We start from the raw sequence: 23,775 nt of genomic DNA on the forward strand, positions 1-23,775 counted from the left end.
TTGTATTTTATAAAATGAGGTGCAAAGTTACAAAAAGACTTGTTTTATAACAATATATGCGAGAAAAAGGTCACAGCCCCACCTTCGTAATAAGAAAGGCAGGGCTGTAAGGGTATTGGGAAAGTTGAGTATAAGATTGGATTATAGTGTCACGCCTGTCTTGAAGATAGCGATTTCACGATAATTCTTCTTCTCATTATTTACCGGTTCTCCGCTGGCAACCCGGATGATATAGTCTATAAAACGCTCGCAAGTCTTTTCCATCGGTTCGTTTTCTACGATGACTCCGGCATTGAAATCAATCCATCCCGGTTTGTTTTTAGCCAGAGTGGAGTTGGTGGAGATCTTCATGGTGGGAACAAACGTACCGAACGGAGTACCGCGGCCGGTAGTGAAGAGCACCATGTGACAACCGCAAGAGGCGAGGGCGGTAGCCGCTACTAAATCATTACCCGGTGCGGAAAGCAAGTTCAAACCTTTCACTTTCAGGCGGTCACCATAGCCCATAACGCCGTCAACGTATGCCTTGCCGCATTTCTGGGTACATCCCAGCGCTTTGTCTTCCAAGGTGGAGATACCACCTGCCTTGTTGCCTGGTGACGGATTTTCGCCCACAGGTTCGCCGTGTGACAGGAAATATTCCTTAAAATCATTAATCAGATGTACGGTCTGTTCGAACAACTCCTTAGTGCGGCAGCGGTTCATCAGGATCGTTTCCGCACCAAACATTTCGGGAACCTCTGTCAGTACCGAAGTACCACCTTGAGCAATCAGGAAGTCAGAGAACATGCCCAGCAACGGATTGGCGGTGATCCCTGAGAAACCGTCCGAACCACCGCATTTCAAACCTACACGTAATTCAGACAGAGGAACGTCCTCGCGTACATCGGCTTTGGCTTTGGCATACAGCTCACGCAGAATCTTCATGCCTTCTTCAAATTCATCCCCCACTTTTTGAGTTACCATAAATTTCACGCGGTCTGTGTCATAATCACCCAAAAACTCGCGGAAAACATCCGGCTGGTTGTTCTCGCAACCCAGACTGACAATCAGTACGGCTCCTGCATTGGGATGCAGAATCATGTCGCGGAGAATTTTCTTGGTATTCTCGTGGTCATCACCCAACTGCGAACAGCCATAGTTGTGAGGAAAAGCCATGATGGCGTCCACGCCTTCACCGTTGGTTTCGCGGCGTAACGCTTCGGCCAGTTGGCCGATGATGCCATTTACACAACCCACGGTAGGGATAATCCATACCTCGTTACGGATCCCCACATCACCGTTCTTGCGGCGGTATCCTTTGAACGTCAAGTCTTTCTTCGGGATATTGAGGTCTACGCTGACCGGATTGTAGGTATAATCCAACAGACCGGCAAGATTAGTCTTTATCTGATTTTCGTTAATCCAGTGTCCTTGTTCCACGGCGGTCAGGGCATGGCCGATGGGGTAGCCATACTTGATGATGTTCTCGCCCTGGGCGAAATCTTTCAGTGTCACCTTATGGCCGGCGGGCACGTCTTCTTTCAAAGTGATGACATGACCATCTACCGTGATGGTTTCGCCTGCTTTTAAATCCGAGATAGCCACCACTACGTTATCAGCCGGATTAATTTTCAAATACTTTGTTTCCATTTCTATTTTTAGTTATTAGATTTACTTTTTATGTGCGTCCAGATAGAAATCCACATTCTCCACCGCAAGCAGGGTGATAGGCATATAGTTACATTGCTTCACCTCTTTTTTGAATATCAGGTGATTGCACAGGCTCTCTACGCCGCTGTATCCTTGTGCGGTAGGTTGCTGCGCGATCAGGAAATCTACAGCACCCTCTTTCAGACAAGAGACGTTCCGGCGTAACAAATCGTACCCAATCAGTTTGAAATTTTTCATATTGTGTCCGATGAGATATTCGCCTACAATGTATACTTTCGAGTTGAACGTGATGCCGCACGTAATCTGTGGGTTCTCCTGGAAGAAGCGGTTCATCAGTGCCTCGTCCTCGTCCGGGCGCTTGGCATAGAGATTCAGTTCCACTATCTTGCAGTCGGGAAAATGCTCCTGCATATATTTTCTGAATCCTTTTTCACGGTTTTCCTGCTGGTTCGATCCCAGGCGTCCTTCGTTGATTTGTCTGAAGATAACAATTTCCTTGGGACATTCTCCCAGCATCATGGCCATGCGGGCGGCAAAGTATCCGCTTTGATCGGATTTCTGCCCGAAGAATGCCAGTGGGTTCAGACTGTCCACATTGGAGTCTATAAATATATAAGGTATTTCCCGTTCTTGTAATTTGTTGGTAAATCTGGCCGTCATTTCAGGAATAGTGGGGGCAAGCAATACGCCGTCCGGCTCTTTTCTCAGTATGTCCTCACCGGCGTTGATGAAGGAGGAATATTCATATTGGTCATAGTACACCACGGACAGGGTGATGTGGAAATCAGAAAAAGTCTCTACGGCTCTTTTCATCCCCATCTCCACATCGGTCCAGTAATCGCCTTCCTTGTGCTGTGGCAGCAGGCAGACGAACAGATACTTTTTGTTGGACGCCAAAGCGCTGGCATACATATTGGGCTGATAGTCCAGTTGCTTCAATATTTCTTCCACCCGTTTCCGGCTGGCTTCGGATACTCCTGTGCGGCCATGCAATACACGGTCCACTGTGCCGACTGATACATCTGCCAGGCGGGCGATATCCTTAATTCTGATTCTTTCGGGCAGTTTATTCATACCTTATTATATATATTGTGCTCGTACACACTAATAATTTATTTTTTTTCGACACAAATATATAACAATTTTTGGTTTTAAAAAAATAAATAGTACCTTTGTGCACGCACACGGATGAATTATTTGAGTGCTCCGTTGAGTACAAGGTTATGATGTGATTCGTCTATAAGTGTGTAAACCAGTAATTTAATTGGATTAGAAGTTAAACGAATAAATATATAACAATTTAAAATCACGAAATTATGGGAAAAGTAGTAACCTTAGGTGAAATTATGTTGAGATTGTCAACTCCGGGAAACACACGTTTTGTACAGTCGGATTCATTTGATGTTGTTTATGGCGGTGGTGAAGCGAACGTAGCGGTGAGCTGCGCGAACTACGGTCACGAAGCTTATTTCGTAACCAAATTGCCGAAACACGAAATAGGACAGTCTGCTGTGAATGCATTGCGTAAATATGGTGTGAAGACCGATTTCATCAGTCGTGGTGGCGACCGCGTAGGTATCTATTATCTGGAAACAGGAGCTTCCATGCGTCCTAGCAAAGTAATTTATGACCGTGCCCACTCGGCTATCGCCGAAGCCGATCCTTGCGATTTCGATTTTGATGCTATCATGGAAGGTGCGGACTGGTTCCATTGGTCAGGTATCACTCCGGCTATTTCTGACAAGGCTGCTGAACTGACCAAGCTGGCTTGTGAAGCTGCAAAACGTCATGGTGTTACTGTGTCTGTTGACTTGAATTTCCGCAAGAAACTGTGGACAAAAGAAAAAGCACAGTCTATCATGAAACCGTTGATGCAGTATGTAGATGTATGTATAGGTAACGAAGAAGATGCTGAACTTTGTCTGGGATTCAAACCGGAAGCGAATGTGGAAGCCGGTGAAACCAATGCGGAAGGTTACAAAGGAATCTTTAAGGCTATGGCAAAGGAATTCGGCTTTAAATATGTAGTGTCTACCTTGCGTGAATCATTCTCGGCTACTCATAACGGTTGGAAGGCTATGATTTACAACGGAGAAGAATTTTATGAATCAAAACGCTATGACATCAACCCGATTATTGACCGTGTAGGTGGTGGCGACTCATTCTCCGGAGGTATCATTCATGGTCTGCTGACTAAACCGAATCAAGGTGCCGCCCTTGAATTCGCTGTTGCCGCTTCTGCTTTGAAGCATACTATCAACGGTGACTTCAATTTGGTATCTGTAGACGAAGTGGAAGCATTGGCCGGTGGCGATGCCAGCGGACGTGTACAACGCTAAATTTGTTTTTTATAAGGAACATGAATGACGCAAATAACGCAAATTTTTGATACATATTTTATTTGTATCATTTGTGTTCCAATCTTTCATTTAAACTAAAATATGAAATTATGGCTCGTTTTGATAAAATAGCAGTGTTGAACAAGATTGGTTCAACCGGAATGGTTCCTGTGTTCTACCATAAAGATGCAGAAGTGGCAAAGAAAGTGGTGAAAGCTTGTTATGATGGCGGAGTTCGTGCATTTGAATTTACAAACCGTGGTGACTTTGCTCATGAAGTATTCGCGGAAGTTGTGAAATACGCGGCAAAGGAATGTCCTGAAATGGCTATGGGAGTAGGTTCTATCGTTGATCCTGCTACTGCTGCTCTTTACTTGCAGCTAGGCGCTTGCTTTGTGGTAGGTCCGTTGTTTAATCCAGAAATCGCTAAAGTGTGCAACCGTCGTTTGGTGGCTTATACTCCGGGATGCGGAAGCGTGTCCGAGGTGGGTTTCGCTCAGGAAGTAGGTTGTGATCTTTGCAAAATATTCCCGGGTGATGTATTGGGAGCAAAATTGGTTAAAGGTTTGCTGGCTCCGATGCCTTGGTCTAAACTGATGGTGACCGGTGGTGTGGAGCCGACTCAGGAAAATCTGACTTCTTGGATTAAGGCAGGTGTGTTCTGTGTAGGTATGGGTTCTAAATTGTTCCCTGGCGACAAGGTAGCTGCAGAAGACTGGGCGTATGTAACTGCAAAATGTAAAGAGGCATTAGGCTACATTGCAGAAGCCCGCGCAAATAAATAAGAAAAAGATCAGCTCATGCCCGCAAGGGGTTAGTGAATTAGGGCGTGAGTATCATTTTGTTTAAAGGTGTATATAAAATGGGTAAGGGCCATCGCGAAGTGTATTCGCGGTGGCTTTTCACTTTCCGGCGTGTGCTTGAAGCGGGATGGTGGTAAAAATATTCTTGTAAAGATTGGTAGATAGAATAAAAATTTGTTCTTTTGCACCATTTCTTAAAAAAATAAAATGAAGCGTTTAATCTAAAACACACAAAAATGAAAAAAGCATTATTAAAGGTGACCGTCATGTTGTTATGTTTGGCGGGGGTAACTCCTGTAATGGCCCAGTTTAATTTGAAGAAGGCAGTGGGGGGAGCCGTAAAGGCTGCAAAGGCGGTGACTTTGACCGATGAGCAGATGGCAGAGTATGTAAAGGAGTACATTGACTGGATGGATAAGCATAATCAGGTTTGTGCGGACGATGATCCGTATACTGTCCGTTTGAAAAAACTGACTGAAGGGTTGACCGAAGTGGAAGGGATGCCGCTGAATTTCAAAGTATATTATGTGATTGATGTAAACGCGTTTGCTTGTGCCGACGGCAGCGTGCGTGTGTTTTCTTCACTGATGGATATCATGACAGATGAAGAGTTGTTGGGAGTAATAGGCCATGAGGTAGGTCATGTGGCACACAAAGACTCAAAGAACGGTTTCCGTACCGCATTGCTGACATCGGCATTGAAAGATGGTATTTCATCACAAGGAGGAAAAGCGGCTGCCCTGACAGATTCCCAGTTGGGTGACTTGGGAGAGGCATTGGTTAATGCTACTTATTCACAAAAACAGGAACGCGCCGCCGATGATTATGGTTACGAGTTTCTGAAGAAAGCAGGTAAGAATCCTTGGGCGATGGCATTATCATTCCAGAAATTGAAAAAATTGCAAGAAGAGGCAGGAGCACAGAAAAGCAGCAAGCTGAATCAGTTGTTCTCTACTCATCCCGATCTTGACGCACGTATCCAGCGTATGGAGGAACGTGCTACAAGCGAAGGTATTGAGAAACCTGCAAACACGATGGAGGAAACAGCGAAATAAATGGTTTCCGGCAATGTAGGTTATACACATAATAGAGGGTGTCCGTTTCAATGGTGGACACCCTCTTCTTTTTTGGGAGATTTTTTTGCATGACCTTATCTTGCCTCCCGGCGGGATAAAATCTGAATTTATTATGAGAGAAATCCTTATTGGGAGAAAATCAAAGTCCAAAGTTCAGGTTAAAAGAATCAAGTGTTCTTTTTCGTCTAGATTATAGAAGGAAATCTCTTGGTACAAAGATACGCTTATTTTAATGGTTGCCGAATTCCCTGTAGGGTTATATCATAGCTAGATTTCCTAAAATGATGGCAAAAATTCCTTTTTTCTTTCTGATACTTTGCCTTCTCTTTACATTGTGCTATATGCTATGTGTTGTAAATCAGAAGGTTAATAGTGTATATTGTTTCTAGACTATGCAAAAATAGGGTGGCTTAATATAAGTGAAAATCACTATCTTTGTATAAACCAGCAGAAAGAAATGCACAAAACAGTTTAGCCATGATGAATTACGCATACGATACATCTTTGCAGGAAACGATGATACTGACTGAAGCGTTTCACACAGACAGGGTCATCTGTGACAATGGTAGTCTGTATAAGTTTATATGGGTCCAGGAAGGCAAACTGACATTGATAGTAGACCATGTGGAAATAGAGATGGAGCAGGATGAAATCATCTCTGTGAGTAATCTTCACCGCACGGAGTTCAAGAATGTATCGGGCAGGTATCTTGCTCTTCTTTTCAACGAGAATTTTTACGGCATTTACAAGCATGAGAAAGAAGTGTCGTGCAGCGGAGTGCTGTTTAGCGGAACTTCCGGCATAGTGCATCTGCGGCTCCCGATAACCGACTCCGAACTGTTGCACGAGGTGGTGGACAGAATGGTTACCGAATACATTCTGCGGGATAACCTGCAGGGAGAAATGCTCCGCCTGCTGCTGAAACGTTTCATCATTCTGTGTACCCGGCTGGCCCGTAAGCAGTTGTCCGGTTTTCCGGTTAATGAAAAAGGTTTTGACATCATCCAGCGTTATTATGTGTTGGTGGACAATCATTTCAAGGAGAAAAAGCAGGTACAGGCATATGCTGCTTTGTTGCATCGTTCTCCCAAGACGCTTTCCAATTTATTTGCCGCATACGGTATGCCTTCCCCTTTGAAGATTATACAAGAACGAGTGGTGACCGAAGCGAAACGGCTGTTGCTGCATACCTCGCATAGCATCAAAGAAATATCGGTGATTTTGGGCTTTGAAAGTGTGGGTACTTTCAGCCGCTTCTTTAAGAATATGACGGGGGAAAATACCTCGGCATACCGGAAAAGATTGCAATAAATAAGAACCGGTTCTTATTGCTATTAATTTTGATAAAAACAGGGACTTTTTCCATGTTTTATGTAGTTATTCTGAAACAGTATCCGTTATCTGATTAAAAAAACAAGCATCAAAACTTTCTATCTATCTAATTTTCTTGTAAATTTGCACCTTAATTTTTGGAAGGTATTGCCTTTTAGTTAGAGAATACAAGAAAACGATATAAAATTATGAGTAAGAAATTTGCTGAACACTCGCAACTCAACCTATCACAGGTCAATAAAGATGTGCTGAAGAAGTGGGATGAAAACGATGTTTTCGCCAAGAGTATGACAGAACGTGAAGGATGTCCTTCTTTCGTGTTTTACGAAGGACCTCCCTCGGCTAATGGTATGCCGGGTATTCACCACGTGATGGCACGTACCATTAAAGATACTTTCTGCCGCTATAAAACCATGAAAGGGTTCCAGGTAAAACGCAAGGCCGGATGGGATACTCACGGACTGCCTGTGGAACTGGGTGTGGAAAAAGCATTGCATATCACCAAGGAGGATATCGGAAAGACCATTTCTGTTGCCGAGTACAACGCGGCTTGCCGTAAGGACGTGATGAAGTTTACCAAAGAGTGGACAGACCTTACTCATAAGATGGGTTACTGGGTGGACTTGGAGAATCCATACATCACTTATGACAACCGCTATATTGAAACGTTGTGGTGGCTTTTGAAGCAGCTTTATAACAAAGGTCTGCTGTATAAAGGTTACACCATCCAGCCTTACTCTCCGGCTGCCGGAACAGGATTGAGCTCGCACGAGTTGAACCAGCCGGGCTGTTACCGTGATGTGAAAGACATCACTGTGGTAGGACAGTTCAAGATGAAGAATCCGAAACCCGAGATGGCGGAATGGGGAACTCCTTATTTTCTGGCGTGGACAACTACTCCGTGGACATTGCCTTCGAATACGGCATTGTGCGTAGGACCGAAAATAGACTATGTGGCCGTGCAGACTTACAACGGATATACCGGAGAAAAGATGACTGTAGTATTGGCAAAAGCCTTGCTCTATACTCACTTTAACAAGAAAGCGGAAGAACTTGCCTTGGAAGACTATAAGCCGGGTGACAAACTGATTCCGTTCAAAGTAGTGGGTGAATATAAAGGACCGGATCTGGTAGGCATGGAATACGAACAGCTTATTCCTTGGGTGAAACCGGTGACGGTAGATGAAAACGGAAAATGGCAAGAAGCGGCCGGTCAGGCATTCCGTGTCATTCTCGGTGACTATGTAACTACCGAAGATGGTACGGGTATCGTACATATCGCTCCGACATTCGGTGCGGACGATGCTTTTGTAGCACGTGCGGCAGGTATTCCTTCTCTGTTCATGATAAACAAGAAGGGTGAAACCCGTCCTATGGTGGATCTGACTGGTAAATTCTATCTGTTGGACGAACTGGACGAGACTTTCGTAAAGGAATGTGTGGACGTAGAGAAATATAAGGAATATCAGGGTCGGTGGGTGAAGAATGCTTACGATCCTCAGTTTACTGTAGATGGCAAGTACGATGAAAAAGCTGCTGCCGCCGCCGAATCACTCGATATCTATATCTGTATGATGATGAAAGCCGGCAACAAGGCGTTCAAGATAGAAAAGCATGTGCACAATTATCCGCACTGCTGGCGTACTGACAAACCGGTGCTCTACTATCCGCTGGACAGTTGGTTCATCCGATCTACCGCAGCCAAAGAGCGCATGATGGAACTGAACAAGACTATCAACTGGAAACCGGAATCTACCGGGACAGGCCGTTTCGGCAAGTGGTTGGAAAACTTGAATGACTGGAATTTGAGCCGTTCTCGTTATTGGGGGACTCCGCTGCCTATCTGGCGCAGTGAAGAGGGAGAAGAGCTTTGTATCGGTTCTGTAGAGGAATTGTATAATGAAATAGAAAAATCAATAGCTGCCGGATTTATGACCGCCAATCCTTATAAGGAAAAAGGTTTTGTTCCGGGCGAATATAACGGGGAGAACTATGATAAGATAGACCTTCACCGTCCGTATGTGGATGATATCATCTTGGTGTCTGAAAGTGGCAAGCCGATGAAACGTGAGGCCGACTTGATTGATGTGTGGTTCGACTCCGGTGCGATGCCTTACGCGCAGTTGCACTATCCGTTCGAAAATAAGGAAATTGTGGACAACCGTACTTATTATCCTGCGGATTTCATTGCAGAAGGGGTGGATCAGACCCGTGGCTGGTTCTTTACGCTACATGCTATCGCTACGATGGTATTCGACAGTGTGGCTTACAAGAACGTAATCTCTAATGGCTTGGTTTTGGATAAGAACGGAAACAAAATGTCAAAACGTCTGGGCAATGCGGTGGATCCGTTTGGCGCTATCGAACAGTATGGCTCCGATCCTTTGCGTTGGTACATGATTACCAATTCTTCTCCGTGGGATAACTTGAAATTTGATACCGATGGGGTGGATGAGGTTCGTCGTAAATTCTTCGGTACCTTATATAATACCTATTCGTTCTTTGCACTTTATGCCAATGTGGATGGTTTCGCTTATCAGGAAGCAGAAGTGCCGGTAAATGAACGTCCCGAGATAGACCGTTGGATTCTGTCTGTTCTGAATTCATTGGTGAAGAACGTGGACGCTTGTTACAACGATTACGAACCGACCAAGGCAGGACGTCTGATTACAGACTTCGTAAATGATAATTTGAGTAACTGGTACGTGCGCTTGAACCGTAAACGTTTCTGGGGTAATGCTATGTCACAGGATAAGCTGTCCGCTTATCAGACATTGTACACTTGTCTTGAAACAGTGGCTAGGCTGATGGCACCTGTCGCTCCGTTCTATGCCGACCGTTTGTATACAGATTTGATTGCCGTTACAGGTCGTGACACCGTGGTTTCTGTACACTTGGCCAAGTTCCCGGAATGTAATGAGGCATTGATAGACGGAGAACTGGAAGCGCGTATGCAGATGGCTCAGGATGTTACTTCTATGGTATTGGCATTGCGCCGTAAAGTCAATATCAAAGTGCGCCAGCCGTTGCAGTGTATCATGGTTCCGGTGGTGGACGAAGAGCAGAAAATGCACATCGAAGCCGTAAAAGACTTGATTATGAACGAAGTGAATGTGAAAGAAATCAAGTTTGTAGACGGAGCTGCAGGCGTATTGGTGAAAAAGGTGAAATGTGACTTTAAAAAACTGGGTCCGAAATTCGGCAAACAGATGAAAGCTGTTGCCGCAGCCGTAGCCGGAATGTCGCAAGAAGCTATTGCCGAATTGGAGAAAAATGGTAAATATACCTTTATGCTTGATGGTGCGGAAACGGTTATCGAAACAACGGATGTGGAGATCTTCAGTGAGGATATTCCGGGATGGCTGGTTGCCAATGAAGGCAAACTGACTGTGGCTTTGGAGGTTACCGTAACCGAAGAACTGCGTCGTGAGGGGGTTGCCCGTGAGTTGGTAAACCGTATACAGAATATCCGTAAGAGTAGTGGTTTTGAGATAACAGACAAAATAAAAGTGGCATTATCTAAAAATCCTCAAACCGATGATGCGGTAAATGAATATAATACTTATATTTGTAACCAAGTTCTTGCTAACTCCTTGGAATTAGTGGATGAAATGAAGAACGGTACAGAATTAAATTTTGATGATTTCTCACTTTATGTGAGTGTCGTAAAAGAATAATTAACCTTTTAAAACTAAGTTATATGGCTGAAAAAACTAGATATTCAGATGCGGAACTTGAGGAATTCCGTGCTATTATCATGGAAAAACTGGAATTGGCTCAGCGCGACTATGATAGACTGAAAAGTAGTATCATGAATAAGGACGGTAATGATACGGACGATACTTCCCCTACTTATAAAGTTTTGGAAGAAGGTGCTAATACATTGTCTAAAGAAGAAACAACCCGGTTGGCGGCACGTCAGCTGAAGTTTATCCAAGGATTGCAGGCGGCACTGATACGTATCGAAAATAAAACTTATGGTATTTGCCGTGAAACCGGTAAGTTGATTCCGAAGGAAAGGCTTCGTGCAGTACCTCATGCAACACTGAGCATTGAGGCAAAGAACGAAGGAAAGAAATAAAATAGTGGTTAATGGTTAGTGATTAATAGTTAATGAGTTTCACTGTCATGTTACAGTATTAACCGCTAATCATTAACCATTAATTAATTTTCAATTTAATAAATGAAGAAACTACTCACCAAGGGGCAGCTCTCTGTTCTTATTGTCTTTGGAATTCTGATTATCGACCAGATAATAAAGATATTGGTAAAGACCAATATGTACTGGCATGAGAGTATCCGCATAACAGATTGGTTTTATATCTATTTTACAGAAAATAACGGCATGGCTTTCGGTATGGAAATATTTGGAAAGTTATTCCTTACTACCTTCCGTATTGTAGCTGTGGGATTGATTATCTGGTATCTGGCAAAAATCGTGAAACAGAATTATAAGACTGGTTATATTGTATGTATCTCTTTAATTTTGGCAGGGGCTATCGGTAATATTATAGACAGTGTGTTCTATGGAGTTATTTTTAATGAAAGTACTCATAGTACCATCGCTTCTTTTGTTCCGGTAGGTGAAGGGTATTCGGAATGGTTACATGGTAAAGTGGTGGATATGTTCTATTTTCCCATTATTGAAACCAACTGGCCCGAATGGATACCGGGAATAGGAGGGGAACATTTCATATTTTTCAGTCCGATATTTAATTTTGCCGATGCCGCCATCAGTTGCGGTATTGTGGCGTTGTTGTTATTTTACGGTAAATATCTGAATAAGAATATTCACCCGTCAGCAGAAGAAATTAAAGAATAAATGATGCGTCGCAAGAATATTACTTGGGTGTGGCTGCTGGGTGCGGCTTTTATGGTGGGGTGTGGTAAGCAAGTGCCTGAAAATATTATCCAGCCGGACAGGATGGAGAATATCTTGTACGATTATCATTTAAGTATCTCCATGGGCAATAATCTGAGTTATTCTGATAATTATCAAAAGGAAGCATATAAGAACTATGTTTTCGAGAAGCATCATATTACTGAAGCTGAATTCGATTCGTCCATGGTGTGGTACACACGTCACACAGAGGAACTTGCCAGCCTCTATAAAAAGCTGGGGGAGCGCTTCCGCAGTGAAAAAAAACACATGCAGGAGTTACTGGCATTGCGTGAGAATAAACCGGCTGTATCGTTGCCGGGAGATACTGTGGATGTATGGTATGACCGTAAACTTTATTGGCTGACAGATGTTCCGTTGGCGAATAAGGTGACTTTTGAGATTCCCGCTGATAGTAATTTCAAAGCAAAGGATGCTTTCCTGTGGTCGGCTGATTATATATTCCTTTCGGAAGGAGAACGGAGAGCCACTATGGGGTTCAATATTTTGTTTGATAATGATTCTGTGGTGGGACGTGTGAAGGATATCACGTGTTCTGGTGTGCAGACCTTGTATATAAAGCCTGATTCTGCTTTTGCCATCAAGAGTGTGAACGGATTTATTTACTATATGGATAGTGATTCGTCAACGAATAAGCCGGGACTGATTATCAATAATATTACTTTGACCCGTTATCATGAACCGGTAGATACAATGACAGTTGCCGGAAAGGATAGTTTGGCTGTGGAACGGCGTGTTGGAACAGATTCGATGGTAACAGAGAAAAAAGCAGATTCGATTCAATCGGTGGATATCAGGAAAAATGTTCCCGTCCGTATGAATCCACGTGAGATGAAGGAGAATAATGCGGCAGATCATTCTCACCCAGATCGTCCTCAGAGAATCAAGCGCAGAAATTAATTATTTTTTGTGGGTATGAGACGTTTTGCTTGTCATTATCTTTATGTTTCGGCAGATGGCTGTTATTCTAAATATGTAGTGGAGTTGGAAGATAGCGATAGAGTGCGTGCATATTTTCCATTGAAGGAGGAGATTAGTGCGACACAATGGATAGGCGGAGTGATTATTATTTCTCCGATGTATGAGTTGGATATTTGTTCCGGAGAGAAATTTGTTGATTTCCTGCACCGTGCCATGCTGGAAACAGAACTTGAGCAACCTGTATATGCATGGCATATAGCTGATTTTGATTTGCCGGGAAAGGAGTTTACAGCAGGAAGCAGACTGGTACGCTTATAATGTATGCTTTGGGTAGAGCTGTAGTATTTCTCATTCAGAAATTATTGGATATGCCGATGGAAATATGAATTTTAAGGTAATAAACGTCTTCTGAACTCCGAGCAAACCACTGCTGTGGCAATTGCCACATTCAATGATTCGGAGGTTTCCCGTTCTTGAGGATAATTGGGAATGTATAACTTCTTGTTTATCAGCTTCTCTACTTCAGGACTTACTCCTTTTCCTTCGTTTCCCATGACAATCAATCCATGAGCCGATAGGGATTCTGCATAAATAATGTTCCCGCTTAAAAAAGTGCCGTATACAGGAATATCGGCCAGGCTTTCAATAAGCTGTGGTAAAGAACAGTAATGAACTTTTACTCTAGCCAATGCCCCCATGGTTGCCTGTACGGTTTTGGGGTTATACACATCTACTGTCCCTGCCGAGCAGAAGATATGCTCAATGCCAAACCAGTCTGCCAAGCGGATAATGGTTCCCAGATTTCCGGGATCTTGTACATCGTCCAACGCCAGGCATAGAGAACTTTTAATAACTTCCGGATTTAAATCATAAGAAGGTTGTACAAAAACGGCCAATACCTCTTGGGGGGTCTTTTGAAGGCTGGCACGTGACAACTCTTCTTGTGTTACTTCAATAATTTCGTTGGCCGTGACAGGGTGGTTTATTTTCAGCCAATTGGAAGTGGCAATCAGTAACTTGCAGGGGAAGTAGCCTAATAAATCGCCTACCAATTTATGTCCTTCGGCCACAAAAACTTGTTCTTCTTTGCGTTTTTTTTTCAGTTCCAACGAACGGATATATTTTATTTTGTTTTTGCTCAGCATGATAATTTCTATTTAATAACAAATATTTGGAGCAAAGCTAAGAAGATATTTTCAATTAATATCTATCTTTGTAGATAAATTTGCGAAGGTTACGGATTTGTATGAAGAAAAGCGCACGCCCATATATATGCACATTTATTATAGCACTATGCACCTCGTGTTCGGTCAGTGAATTTATTCCTGAGGATAAATATTTATTGGATGAGGTCAGGATTGTATCTGAGACGAAAGAGGTGAAGCCGTCACTATTCAATTCATATATTCGTCAGAATCCTAATGCCAAATGGTTTAATTTGGTTAAGATACCTATGCGCACTTATTGCGTCTCAGGCGTGGACTCCACTAAATGGATTAATCGTTTTTTTAGGAAGATTGGTGATGCTCCGGTAATCTATGATGAATCTGTTGCCCTGAAATCCCAGGAGGAAATAGAGAAAGCGGTACGTAATATGGGGTATATGGGGGCTACTGTGCACTTGGATAAAAAAACGAAGAAGAACAAATTAAAATTGGCTTACCGTATTCATGCCGGGCATCCTTATAGGGTACGTCATGTGGTGTATGATATAGATGATTTGGTTATCAGTAACTACATGCGGCAGGACTCTGCCCAAAGTTTGTTGGCGCCCGGTATGTTGTTTGATGTGAATGTGCTGGATACTGAACGGCAGCGGATTACCAAATTATTGCAAAATAAGGGGTATTATAAGTTCAACAAGGATTTTTTGGTCTATCAGGCGGATACGGCTAGAAATACCTATTTGGTGGATTTGACTCTACGATTACTTCCTTATCAGCGTAGAAAAGAAGATTTGCCGCGGAAGCATAGACAATACAAGGTGGGGGAGGTGAACTTTCTGGCGGATGATGAAATCATGTCGGTGCAGGAAGGAACTTTGGAAGAATTTGACTCTTTGCGATACAAAGGATATAGTATGTATTACAAGGGAAAGGCTTTTCTCCGTCCGCAAGTGTTGGTTGATTTCAATCGTATCCGTCCGGGAGAACTGTATAGTGAACAGGATGTGCAAAACACCTATTCCAATCTGGGGCGTTTGCGTGCCTTGAAATACTCTAATATTCGTTTTCGTGAAGTGAATGGAGAAAATGGTACGCAACTGGACGCGTACGTATTTTTGGCGAAGAACAAAAATAAATCCATGGCGTTTGAAGTAGAAGGAACTAATTCGGCTGGTGACTTGGGAGCGGCTGCCTCGGTTTCTTTTCAGCACCGCAATGTATTCAAAGGTTCCGAAACTTTTATGATGAAAGTACGTGGCGCTTATGAGGCCATTACGGGATTGGGGGTGGCTTCACAGGATTATGTGAATGATAATTACATGGAGTATGGGATAGAAAGCAGCTTGAATTTCCCTCAGTTCATGTTTCCTTTTCTATCATCGAATTTTAAAAAGAAAATTAGAGCTACTTCAGAGGTCGGCTTAAAGTTCACATCGCAAGTTCGTCCGGAATTCTCGCGTACACTGGCTTCTGCTTCATGGAGTTATAAATGGACTGACAGGAAACGTATGCAACACCGTTTGGATTTGGTAGATGTCAATTATGTATATATGCCTAGAAAGTCATCGGCTTTTCAGGAATATTTGGACAGCATGAGTCTGAGGAATTCAGCTTTGAAAGCCAGTTATGAAAATCAGCTTGTTGTGCGTACAGGGTACAGCTTTACCTATAACAGTGCAGGAAACGCCATGATGCGTACACCTACTAAAAATTCCTATTCTATTCGTGCCAATATTGAAGAGGCTGGTAATTTACTATATGTTGCTTCCAAATTGGTTCACCCTAATCCGAAAGATGGAGAAGATTATGTGCTGGCAAATATTCCTTTTGCTCAATATGTGAAAGCAGATTTTGATTTTGCAAAGAATTTCATGATAGATCCGCGTAACTCATTTGTGTTTCATATAGGAGTGGGGGTGGCCTATCCGTATGGTAACTCCAAAATGCTTCCTTTTGAAAAGAGATATTTTTCCGGTGGCGCGAACAGTGTACGTGGGTGGTCTGTGCGTTCTTTGGGGCCTGGTGTTTATAAAGGTAGTGAGGATGGGAGAATGGACTTTATCAATCAGGCTGGTGATATTAAATTGGACTTGAATATAGAATATCGTACTCATTTGTTTTGGAAATTGAATGGAGCGGCTTTTGTGGATGCCGGTAATATCTGGACTATTCGTGATGACTCCGGACAGGAAGGTGGTTTATTCAAATTTAACGAGTTTTATAAACAGATAGCTGTAGCATACGGTTTGGGAATCCGTTTTGATCTGGATTATTTGATTTTGCGTTTTGATGGTGGCATGAAGGCCATAAATCCTGTGGAAACAGGTAAAAAACGATATCCTGTTATCCGACCGCGCTTTAGCCGTGATTTTGCTTTTCACTTTGCAGTAGGTTATCCATTTTAAAGAAAAATATATAATATGATGAAAGAAAGAAAGAGAACATATACTGAGGAGGAGGTTAATGAGTTGAAAAAATGGTTTGATTCTCAATCACTTCCTCCAACAATGCAGATAGATAAGGCTGCTTTTACTCCTAATTTAAAGGATACGGTAGATATGCTGTTTGAGCAGGCCTATGTATGTTACGAAAATCCTAAAATGCAGGGATGTCTTTATTTGTTAGAGAAAATTAAGAGCAATTTGGAAAAAAACGGGGCAGGAGCGTGAGCAATTAGCATTTCATATTGTTATCAAGGTATTATAATTTAATACTGACAGTATGAAGAAGAATTTATTATTGTATGGTGTATTTCTTTGCGCCCTCTCCATGTCCTCTTGTTCCGGTGGTTCCAAGAGTAGTCATGTTATGGATAGCAGTAGCATGAGTGTGGAGAATGCGAATGAAGTGATGAAGTATTATGATACCTCATTGAAAATCTTGAAAGACTTAGTTAATGAGAATGAGATAAAAGCGGTGCTGGGCTACTTGGATCAGAAGATGCCGGTAGATTCTCTGCCTGTGGTATCACAGCCTGTGGTTTCTGTTCAAGATACAGTGTTTGTTTCTAATCCGGGAAATTACTTCAACGAGAATGACCGTCAGAATCTGAAGGAAAATTATGGCCGTTTGTTCCGGTCGATTTCTGCATTTTATGAGAACTATAAGACTTACCGGCTGTATATGCAGGATCAATCATATAAAAAGGATAATAATGCTTTGGCGGATAAAATAAGAAAAGAGGAGCTATTATTGAGTATTGCTTTATCTGAATACAAACAGGTTATTTTTGATATATTAACTCCGATGGTTGAGGGGGCTAAAATAACTCTGACTCCTATAAAGGGAGATGTTAAAGATAAATAGAAGTATAACAGGCAGCTGGAAGGTTGCCTGTTTGGATTGTATTATGTGAATTAAATCCTTGTTGTTCTCTGCTTTGTTGTTAAGGAAGCTATTTCATTTCCAATCTTCTTGATTTTTTCTCTTAAATATTTTCAGTCTGTTCAAGAACTATTTTTAGATATATCTTTTATACGTTCCCCTTTAGAGAAACTTGACATTCCGGTAGGAGATGCTTGCTTGTAGATTTCTATTGTTTAAGTTTATGCTATAATGATGAAAAAGCCAAAAGGGTATGTATATAGGATAAATAGAACTCAGATGGATTGCTGATATTGTTTTAATTGTCCATTTAATGGGTTGAATTTAATAAAATTGTTAATAACTTTCACATAACTTTTCTATAAATAATGTGAAGTTTAATAAGGTGTTTTTTATCTTTGTAGCAGATTAATTGTAAAAAAGTGCTGTAATATTATTTGTTATGGAAAAATCGTATGTTATAAATAGAATTAAAGAATTATGCAATAAAAAGAATGACAGAGAGATAGCTTTGGATTTCTCTTATAATAATAGGATATTCCATGCAAAATATTTATTTTTAGGCAATGACCTTTATATTACAGATACATTAAATGTTATTGAGTTAAAGGATTTGGATATGGGAGTTTTGAGCAGACTTAGCGAATTATTAAAAATATAAGATAACTGATTTTCCTTGTGCAGTCATTGATGGCTGTACGCTCATTTGTATTTTAAAGCGGTGGCCCGGGAGGGGTAGCCGCTTTTGTTTGATGGACTTATAACAAAAAAGGAATAACTTTTGTTACTCCTTTCGTACACCCTCAGGGATTCGAACCCTGGACCCACTGATTAAGAGTCAGTTGCTCTACCAACTGAGCTAAGAGTGCAAAATGCAAACTATTTTTCCGTACACCCTCAGGGACTCGAACCCTGGACCCATTGATTAAGAGTCAATTGCTCTACCAGCTGAGCTAAGAGTGCAAAATACAAACTATTTTTTCTTTTGTACACCCTCAGGGATTCGAACCCTGGACCCACTGATTAAGAGTCAGTTGCTCTACCAACTGAGCTAAGAGTGCATTCTTTTCTGATTTGCGGTTGCAAAGGTAGGTGTTTTCTTTTAAACATCCAACATTTTGCATCATTTTTTCACCTTTTCATCGAAATTTATTCAAACTCATAAATATCTGAAGGCGTATTCCGCTTTAAGGCAATGACTTGCACATCTTTGCCAACGATAATCCCTTTGTTTCGTAGTGAGAGTTCTACTGTCTTATATGCCAGTTCGGGGTGATTATTGTCTTTGCTAAGATGACAAAGCCAAATATATTTAAGACTTTCATTGATATTTTCTGCCAAAAAATCGGCGGTTTCGCGGTTACTCATGTGTCCATTAGGCCCGGCAATACGTTCTTTTAAATATTGGGGATAAGGTCCCATTTTCAACATCTCTTCATCGTAATTCGCTTCCAATACCAAATAGTTTGCTTTGCATATATATTCGGCGGCAGTGGGAGTGATATGCCCCAAGTCAGTAAGGAAAGAAAATATTTTACCGTCTATATTTATGCAATAGCCAACATTGTCAGTTCCGTCGTGAGGCACTTCAAAGGCAGTAATTGCGAAATCTTCCAATTCCATTGTCTCACCTTTGTGCAGGTAGTGTACGCAGGTCGATAATTTCTCGGTCATGCAATAACTTTTGTTGATTCCTGCATGTACTTCCGGAGTAGAGTAAACAGGAATTCCAAATTTCTCTCCTAAATGCCCTACTGCTTTGATGTGGTCGGCATGATCGTGTGTTATGAATACTGCCCGGATAATATCCAGTCCGATTCCAAGTTCTTTTAATGTTTTTTTTATTGTACGGATGCCAATGCCTGCATCCACCAATATGCCATATCTGTCTGTTCCGAGAAAATAGCAGTTGCCGCTACTTCCGCTTGCGAGACTTATAAATTTGATTTTCATTTTGTTGCTCTCCCAATTCTAGTGAATCCCCACGTTTTTTGTGTTAAAAGAGCCGCAAATATACATAAAAAAAGGAGGAAATAAAATAGAAACAGGCTTTTTCAGAAAGATGATTTAGCGGATATTGTTTTAAAAGAATGCCTGGAATCTGGATTATGGAATACGTAGATAATAACCCTTTCCTCTGACTGTTATTAATTTATATTCTTGGAATTCTTTTAAAACTTTCCGGATTGATTTGATGTGTGCATCTATTTTTTCATTGGCATTATCATCCGTAGGCCAGAGACTCTTTTTTATTTCTTCACGACTTACGCAAGTTCCTGCTTTTTCATAAAGCATATTTAGTAAAGTGAGGTCTAATTTCTGAATGTTGCACTTTTTGTTTCCTATATACAACTCTTGTTTCTCCATGTCTATGTTCATAAGAGTAAGGAGTGTTTGAGTATCCTTTTCCTTTTTAAGAAAAATGAGTATGAAAATAAGAATCATCAATTGTCCGATGAGCCAAAAGAGAGTGTTGTCTATGTGTCGTAAAATGGTTTTGAAGTCATAGTTTACCCATGCTTGTACCTTGATGTTTTGGGTGATATCTACTATGTATCGGGGAGTATTGTATGCCGTTCGGGGAATTGCAGAACTTTGGTCACTGTGTTGGGAAATGGATTTGTTATAATAAATAGTTCCGGTCCTGCCGGTTATGTCATGATCGGATAATATCTTTCTAAAGGTTGCATTTAATTCATCGGGCTTTATGGGTTTTAGTTGGGATAGAATGTATTGGTTCAGCATACGTTTGGCGGTCTGCTCGTCCAGGCTGTCTTTAAAGGTATAGATTGTTTTTCCTTGTCTGGTTCTTATGGTGTAGCTTTTTACTTTTTGATGTAGGCTGGGAGCGATAGTATACATCTTTATATCCCAGTTTGTAGGTTCGGGATGATAATAGCTGATATAGGAAAGTCTTTCATTGTAATCTTCCGTAATGGCGGATTTGAAAGCGTGGTCTATTTGGGTGTTTACTCGTTCGGTACTATTATGAAAAGCGATATAAACAGTATATAGAACGGTGGTGGTGACTGCCATAAATAAGATAATGTGTGTTTTTGCCCTTTTCATCGTATGAATTTTGAATGCAAAAGTAAATAACGTTAAGGAAAAAACAGGTGTTTTATCTGATCTTTTTCTGAAAAAGGAGAAAATTCAGAAAGAGTTCAGATAAATATTTTGCAGAGATACAGGCTTTTCTTCTTCTTTGCGTCAACAAAATATTTTGCGAATCAATAAAAGCAAGAAACGTATGAGAACAAAAGCTGTTTTATTTTTTCTCTTGTTATTGCCGGTGTATGTGGTGAATGGCCAAGATGACAAGAGAGAGTATTTGAAAAAGGTGTTGGATAATTTAGAGCAGATTAAGTCAGCAACGTATAAAGTAGAGGGCGAAGTCTGGAATCCTGGTGATACAATTCCTTCCAGTATTAGAAAATATATGGTGAAAGAGTTCGATAATCCGGCAGATTCTACGATAGGGGCAAGTTTTGTGAATTTGGGAACAGATGATGGTAAAGAGTTCCAATTCGGTTATAATGGTGAAGTACGTGTGTTGGTGAATCATGCTGTCAAGGAAATAAAAATCGATAATTTTACCACCAGGCCGTTACCTGTCAGACCGTTGTCCCCACCTTTCTTTAATTATTGCAAAAATATTGTCAGGTATGCTTTGGAAACAGAAGACAGCATAGCCACCACATTGGAAGACTGTGGGGATTATTTTCATTTTAAACTTGTCATAAACGAAAATACACAAGTGGAGTTCTTTGGTAAAGCTTATCACATGCCTCCACCTCCTTTTTATGTAGAGCCGACCTCTATTTATGAACTGTGGATTCACAAGTCGAATGGTTTGCCTTATAAGAAACGGAGAGCGATGTCCCATAATATATCGGTGGAAACTTGCTGTAATGTGGAAATAAACAAAGAAACAATTGACAGGTTTGATGTTTTCGATTATGTTCCGCAAGGTTATGAAACAAAAAAATATGATTATGGCGTTCCTTCCAGGAATATGGCCGCTAATCTGACGGGTAAGAAAGCACCAGAATGGACATTGAATGATATAAAGGAGAGTCCCGTGTCATTGAGTGATTTGAAAAGTAAGGTCATCTTGGTAAATATAACAGGAATAGGTTGCGGAGCTTGCCAGGCTTCTATCCCTTTTCTGAAAGAACTGAAAAGAAAGTACCAAGAAGAAGATTTTGAATTGGTAGCCATTGAAAGTTGGAGCCGGATGCATTCACTTCAGAATTATGCAAAGAGAAAGGAATTGAATTATATGTTTTTGGATGGAGATGATAAAGTGATAGAAGATTACCGGACGGGTGGGGCGGCTCCGTACTTTTTTATTTTGGATAAAGAACGGATTATACGGAAAGTCATTCGAGGATATGGCATGGGAAAGACCGACAAGGAAATAACGGAGGCTATAGAAGAATTGCTATAACTGGAATGAGGATGGAACAAAAAGTGAAAACTTTTGCAGACACATTTGTTCCATCCTCATTTATTTATATTCAGCACTCTGACGGTTGTCAAAATTGGAAGAACTTCTTGGCATTATTATAGCAGATATCTTCCACCATCTGATTGACGCGTTCTATTTCGCAAGCAGGGATTTCGCCGTTTTCCACATCATTACCCAGCAAGTTGCACAAAGTACGACGGAAATATTCGTGACGCGGATAAGACAGGAATGAACGAGAATCTGTCAGCATACCTACGAAGCGGCTCAACAAGCCTAACAATGACAGTGCGTTCATCTGTTTTTCCATACCGTCTTTCTGATCGAGGAACCACCATCCAGAACCGAATTGAATTTTGCCTGGAATTGTACCGTCCTGGAAGTTGCCTAACATGGTAGCAATTACTTCATTGGCGCAAGGATTCAAGTTGTAAAGGATAGTTTTGGCCAGTTTTCCTTCTGTATTCAGGCGGTCAAGGAATTTTGCCATCGCTTTGGCGGTGGTAAACTCACCGATTGAATCGAAACCAGTATCAGGTCCCAGAAGTTTGAACATCTTGGTGTTGTTGTTGCGGATTGCTCCATAGTGGAACTGCTGGGTCCAGCCTTTTTCCCAATCCATTTCCCCAAATACGATCAGCATGGCTGATTTGAATTTCAGAATTTCTTCCTTGGTCAGTTCTGTACCACCATATACTTTATTAAATATAGCATTGATTTCAGCATCAGTATAGTCTTCAGCATAAAACTCTTCAATTCCGTGGTCAGACAATTTACAACCTTGTTCAGCAAAGAAGTCATGACGTTTCCGCAAAGCAGTTACCATGTCATCGAAAGAAGAGATCGTGACACCGCTTACAGCAGACAATTTTTCCATATAAGCACGGAAATCAGCAGGAACTTCTACTGCCATAGCCTTGTCTGGACGCCAAGTGGGAAGCATTTTAATTTCGAATCCGCTTTCACGGGTTTTGATGTGATATTCCAATGAATCTACTGGATCATCGGTTGTACAAACGGTTTCCACATGATAACGACGCATCATGCCTCGTGCGGAGTATTCCGGTTTGGCAAGCTTTTCATTACATTCATCAAAAATCTCGCGGGCTGTTTTCGGATTCAATACTTTATTGATTCCAAATGCGGTTTTCAATTCCAAATGAGTCCAATGGTATAATGGGTTGCGGAAGGTATAAGGAACTGTTTCCGCCCATTTTTCGAATTTTTCCCAGTCTGTGGTGTCTTTACCGGTACAATAACGCTCGTCCACACCGTTGGTACGCATGGCACGCCATTTATAGTGGTCTCCACCCAACCAGATTTCTGTCAGTGACTTAAACTGATAGTCGTCAGCAACCATCTGGGGAATCAGGTGGCAGTGGTAATCGATAATAGGCATTTTAGCCGCATGTTCATGATACAACTTCTGCGCAGTTTCTGTCTGAAGCAGGAAGTTTTCATCCATAAAGTTTTTCATAAGTAGTCTTTTTATATCTATATAATTGTTGTTTATTTTGACTTTCAGTAAAAACTCATTCTAAAAAAGATGTCAAAGAGCATCTCTTTAGATTTATTAACCGTTATCGAACACGAAAGTAGAAATTTTATTTGGAATAACAAAATTATTTGTATCTTTGCGGCGAAGATTTAAAGATTTTAAATGCTTGGATCAATGATGATATATAAAAACTTAAATATATATTACCGTTTAAGAGAAAGCATGAATACTATGAGTACACAATAAAATCTGATTCGTCTTCGATAAGTACAGGTATGGATAAACACATAATATA

20 protein-coding genes and 3 tRNA genes are annotated in these 23,775 nt (G+C 41.4%); 14 read left to right on the top strand and 9 right to left on the bottom strand.

The window, feature by feature from the left end:
* Positions 1-141: 141 nt before the first annotated feature.
* Positions 142-1,632 carry a UxaA family hydrolase gene (locus GKD17_RS10510; RefSeq protein ID WP_007835805.1) on the bottom strand — a complete coding sequence of 497 codons (1,491 nt, stop codon included), beginning with the start codon at positions 1,630-1,632 and terminating at the stop codon, positions 142-144.
* A gap of 21 nt (positions 1,633-1,653) precedes the next feature.
* Entirely contained in the window at positions 1,654-2,727 is a 1,074-nt protein-coding gene (locus tag GKD17_RS10515) for a LacI family DNA-binding transcriptional regulator (RefSeq protein ID WP_007835804.1), read from the bottom strand.
* 242 nt (positions 2,728-2,969) lie between these two features.
* Between GKD17_RS10515 and GKD17_RS10520 the strand changes: the two genes are divergently transcribed.
* From GKD17_RS10520 to GKD17_RS10560, 9 genes are all read left to right on the top strand, one after another.
* Positions 2,970-3,992, top strand: a complete 1,023-nt coding sequence (locus GKD17_RS10520) for a sugar kinase (RefSeq protein WP_007835803.1) — start codon at positions 2,970-2,972, stop codon at positions 3,990-3,992.
* Between the two features lie 110 nt (positions 3,993-4,102).
* Positions 4,103-4,777, top strand: coding sequence for a bifunctional 4-hydroxy-2-oxoglutarate aldolase/2-dehydro-3-deoxy-phosphogluconate aldolase (locus tag GKD17_RS10525; RefSeq protein ID WP_007835796.1), 675 nt, complete (start codon positions 4,103-4,105; stop codon positions 4,775-4,777).
* Between the two features lie 254 nt (positions 4,778-5,031).
* On the top strand, positions 5,032-5,850 hold the full coding sequence (locus GKD17_RS10530; RefSeq protein WP_007835794.1) for a M48 family metallopeptidase: 819 nt from the start codon (positions 5,032-5,034) through the stop codon (positions 5,848-5,850).
* Between the two features lie 498 nt (positions 5,851-6,348).
* Entirely contained in the window at positions 6,349-7,182 is an 834-nt protein-coding gene (locus GKD17_RS10535; RefSeq protein ID WP_007835792.1) for a helix-turn-helix domain-containing protein, read from the top strand.
* 209 nt (positions 7,183-7,391) lie between these two features.
* A complete protein-coding gene (gene ileS, locus GKD17_RS10540) occupies positions 7,392-10,880 on the top strand; it encodes an isoleucine--tRNA ligase (RefSeq protein WP_007835790.1) in 3,489 nt (1,162 codons plus the stop codon).
* 23 nt (positions 10,881-10,903) lie between these two features.
* The gene (locus tag GKD17_RS10545; protein WP_007835788.1) at positions 10,904-11,284 is read left to right on the top strand and encodes a TraR/DksA family transcriptional regulator; all 381 of its coding nucleotides are present in this window, start codon (positions 10,904-10,906) and stop codon (positions 11,282-11,284) included.
* 102 nt (positions 11,285-11,386) lie between these two features.
* Entirely contained in the window at positions 11,387-12,025 is a 639-nt protein-coding gene (locus GKD17_RS10550; RefSeq protein ID WP_007835786.1) for a lipoprotein signal peptidase, read from the top strand.
* A 3-nt stretch (positions 12,026-12,028) separates the two neighbouring features.
* Positions 12,029-13,003: a DUF4296 domain-containing protein gene (locus GKD17_RS10555; RefSeq protein WP_007852075.1), complete on the top strand. Its 975-nt coding sequence runs from the start codon at positions 12,029-12,031 to the stop codon at positions 13,001-13,003.
* A 15-nt stretch (positions 13,004-13,018) separates the two neighbouring features.
* Entirely contained in the window at positions 13,019-13,342 is a 324-nt protein-coding gene (locus GKD17_RS10560) for a hypothetical protein (RefSeq protein WP_007835783.1), read from the top strand.
* A 71-nt stretch (positions 13,343-13,413) separates the two neighbouring features.
* Here GKD17_RS10560 and GKD17_RS10565 read toward each other — a convergent pair whose 3' ends face one another.
* Complete coding sequence (locus GKD17_RS10565; protein ID WP_007835781.1) at positions 13,414-14,169, bottom strand: RNA methyltransferase; 756 nt, start codon at positions 14,167-14,169, stop codon at positions 13,414-13,416.
* Between the two features lie 101 nt (positions 14,170-14,270).
* Here GKD17_RS10565 and tamL point away from each other — a divergent pair, with 101 nt between their 5' ends.
* From tamL to GKD17_RS10585, 4 genes are all read left to right on the top strand, one after another.
* Complete coding sequence (gene tamL / locus GKD17_RS10570; protein WP_007835780.1) at positions 14,271-16,595, top strand: translocation and assembly module lipoprotein TamL; 2,325 nt, start codon at positions 14,271-14,273, stop codon at positions 16,593-16,595.
* Between the two features lie 15 nt (positions 16,596-16,610).
* Positions 16,611-16,859 carry a DUF6965 family protein gene (locus GKD17_RS10575; RefSeq protein ID WP_007835778.1) on the top strand — a complete coding sequence of 83 codons (249 nt, stop codon included), beginning with the start codon at positions 16,611-16,613 and terminating at the stop codon, positions 16,857-16,859.
* A gap of 52 nt (positions 16,860-16,911) precedes the next feature.
* A complete protein-coding gene (locus tag GKD17_RS10580) occupies positions 16,912-17,496 on the top strand; it encodes a DUF6845 domain-containing protein (protein ID WP_007844193.1) in 585 nt (194 codons plus the stop codon).
* Positions 17,497-17,956: 460 nt separating this feature from the next.
* Positions 17,957-18,175: a hypothetical protein gene (locus GKD17_RS10585; protein WP_007835775.1), complete on the top strand. Its 219-nt coding sequence runs from the start codon at positions 17,957-17,959 to the stop codon at positions 18,173-18,175.
* A 135-nt stretch (positions 18,176-18,310) separates the two neighbouring features.
* Here the strand turns inward: GKD17_RS10585 and GKD17_RS10590 are convergent.
* The 5 genes from GKD17_RS10590 to GKD17_RS10610 all read right to left on the bottom strand — a co-directional run bounded on the left by GKD17_RS10590 (position 18,311) and on the right by GKD17_RS10610 (position 20,583).
* Positions 18,311-18,383, bottom strand: a tRNA-Lys gene (locus GKD17_RS10590).
* A 21-nt stretch (positions 18,384-18,404) separates the two neighbouring features.
* Positions 18,405-18,477: transfer RNA gene (locus GKD17_RS10595), tRNA-Lys, on the bottom strand.
* A 25-nt stretch (positions 18,478-18,502) separates the two neighbouring features.
* Positions 18,503-18,575, bottom strand: a tRNA-Lys gene (locus GKD17_RS10600).
* An 88-nt stretch (positions 18,576-18,663) separates the two neighbouring features.
* Positions 18,664-19,467 (bottom strand): MBL fold metallo-hydrolase, encoded by an 804-nt coding sequence (locus tag GKD17_RS10605; RefSeq protein WP_007835774.1) that lies wholly within the window; start codon positions 19,465-19,467, stop codon positions 18,664-18,666.
* Positions 19,468-19,620: 153 nt separating this feature from the next.
* On the bottom strand, positions 19,621-20,583 hold the full coding sequence (locus tag GKD17_RS10610; protein ID WP_007835765.1) for a winged helix-turn-helix domain-containing protein: 963 nt from the start codon (positions 20,581-20,583) through the stop codon (positions 19,621-19,623).
* A gap of 181 nt (positions 20,584-20,764) precedes the next feature.
* Between GKD17_RS10610 and GKD17_RS10615 the strand changes: the two genes are divergently transcribed.
* The gene (locus tag GKD17_RS10615) at positions 20,765-21,964 is read left to right on the top strand and encodes a peroxiredoxin family protein (RefSeq protein WP_007835763.1); all 1,200 of its coding nucleotides are present in this window, start codon (positions 20,765-20,767) and stop codon (positions 21,962-21,964) included.
* Positions 21,965-22,052: 88 nt separating this feature from the next.
* Here the strand turns inward: GKD17_RS10615 and uxaC are convergent, their stop codons facing one another.
* Entirely contained in the window at positions 22,053-23,459 is a 1,407-nt protein-coding gene (gene uxaC, locus GKD17_RS10620) for a glucuronate isomerase (RefSeq protein ID WP_007835761.1), read from the bottom strand.
* Positions 23,460-23,775: the final 316 nt, after the last annotated feature.

This window comes from Phocaeicola dorei (assembly GCF_013009555.1).
Classification (GTDB): Bacteria; Bacteroidota; Bacteroidia; order Bacteroidales; family Bacteroidaceae; genus Phocaeicola; species Phocaeicola dorei.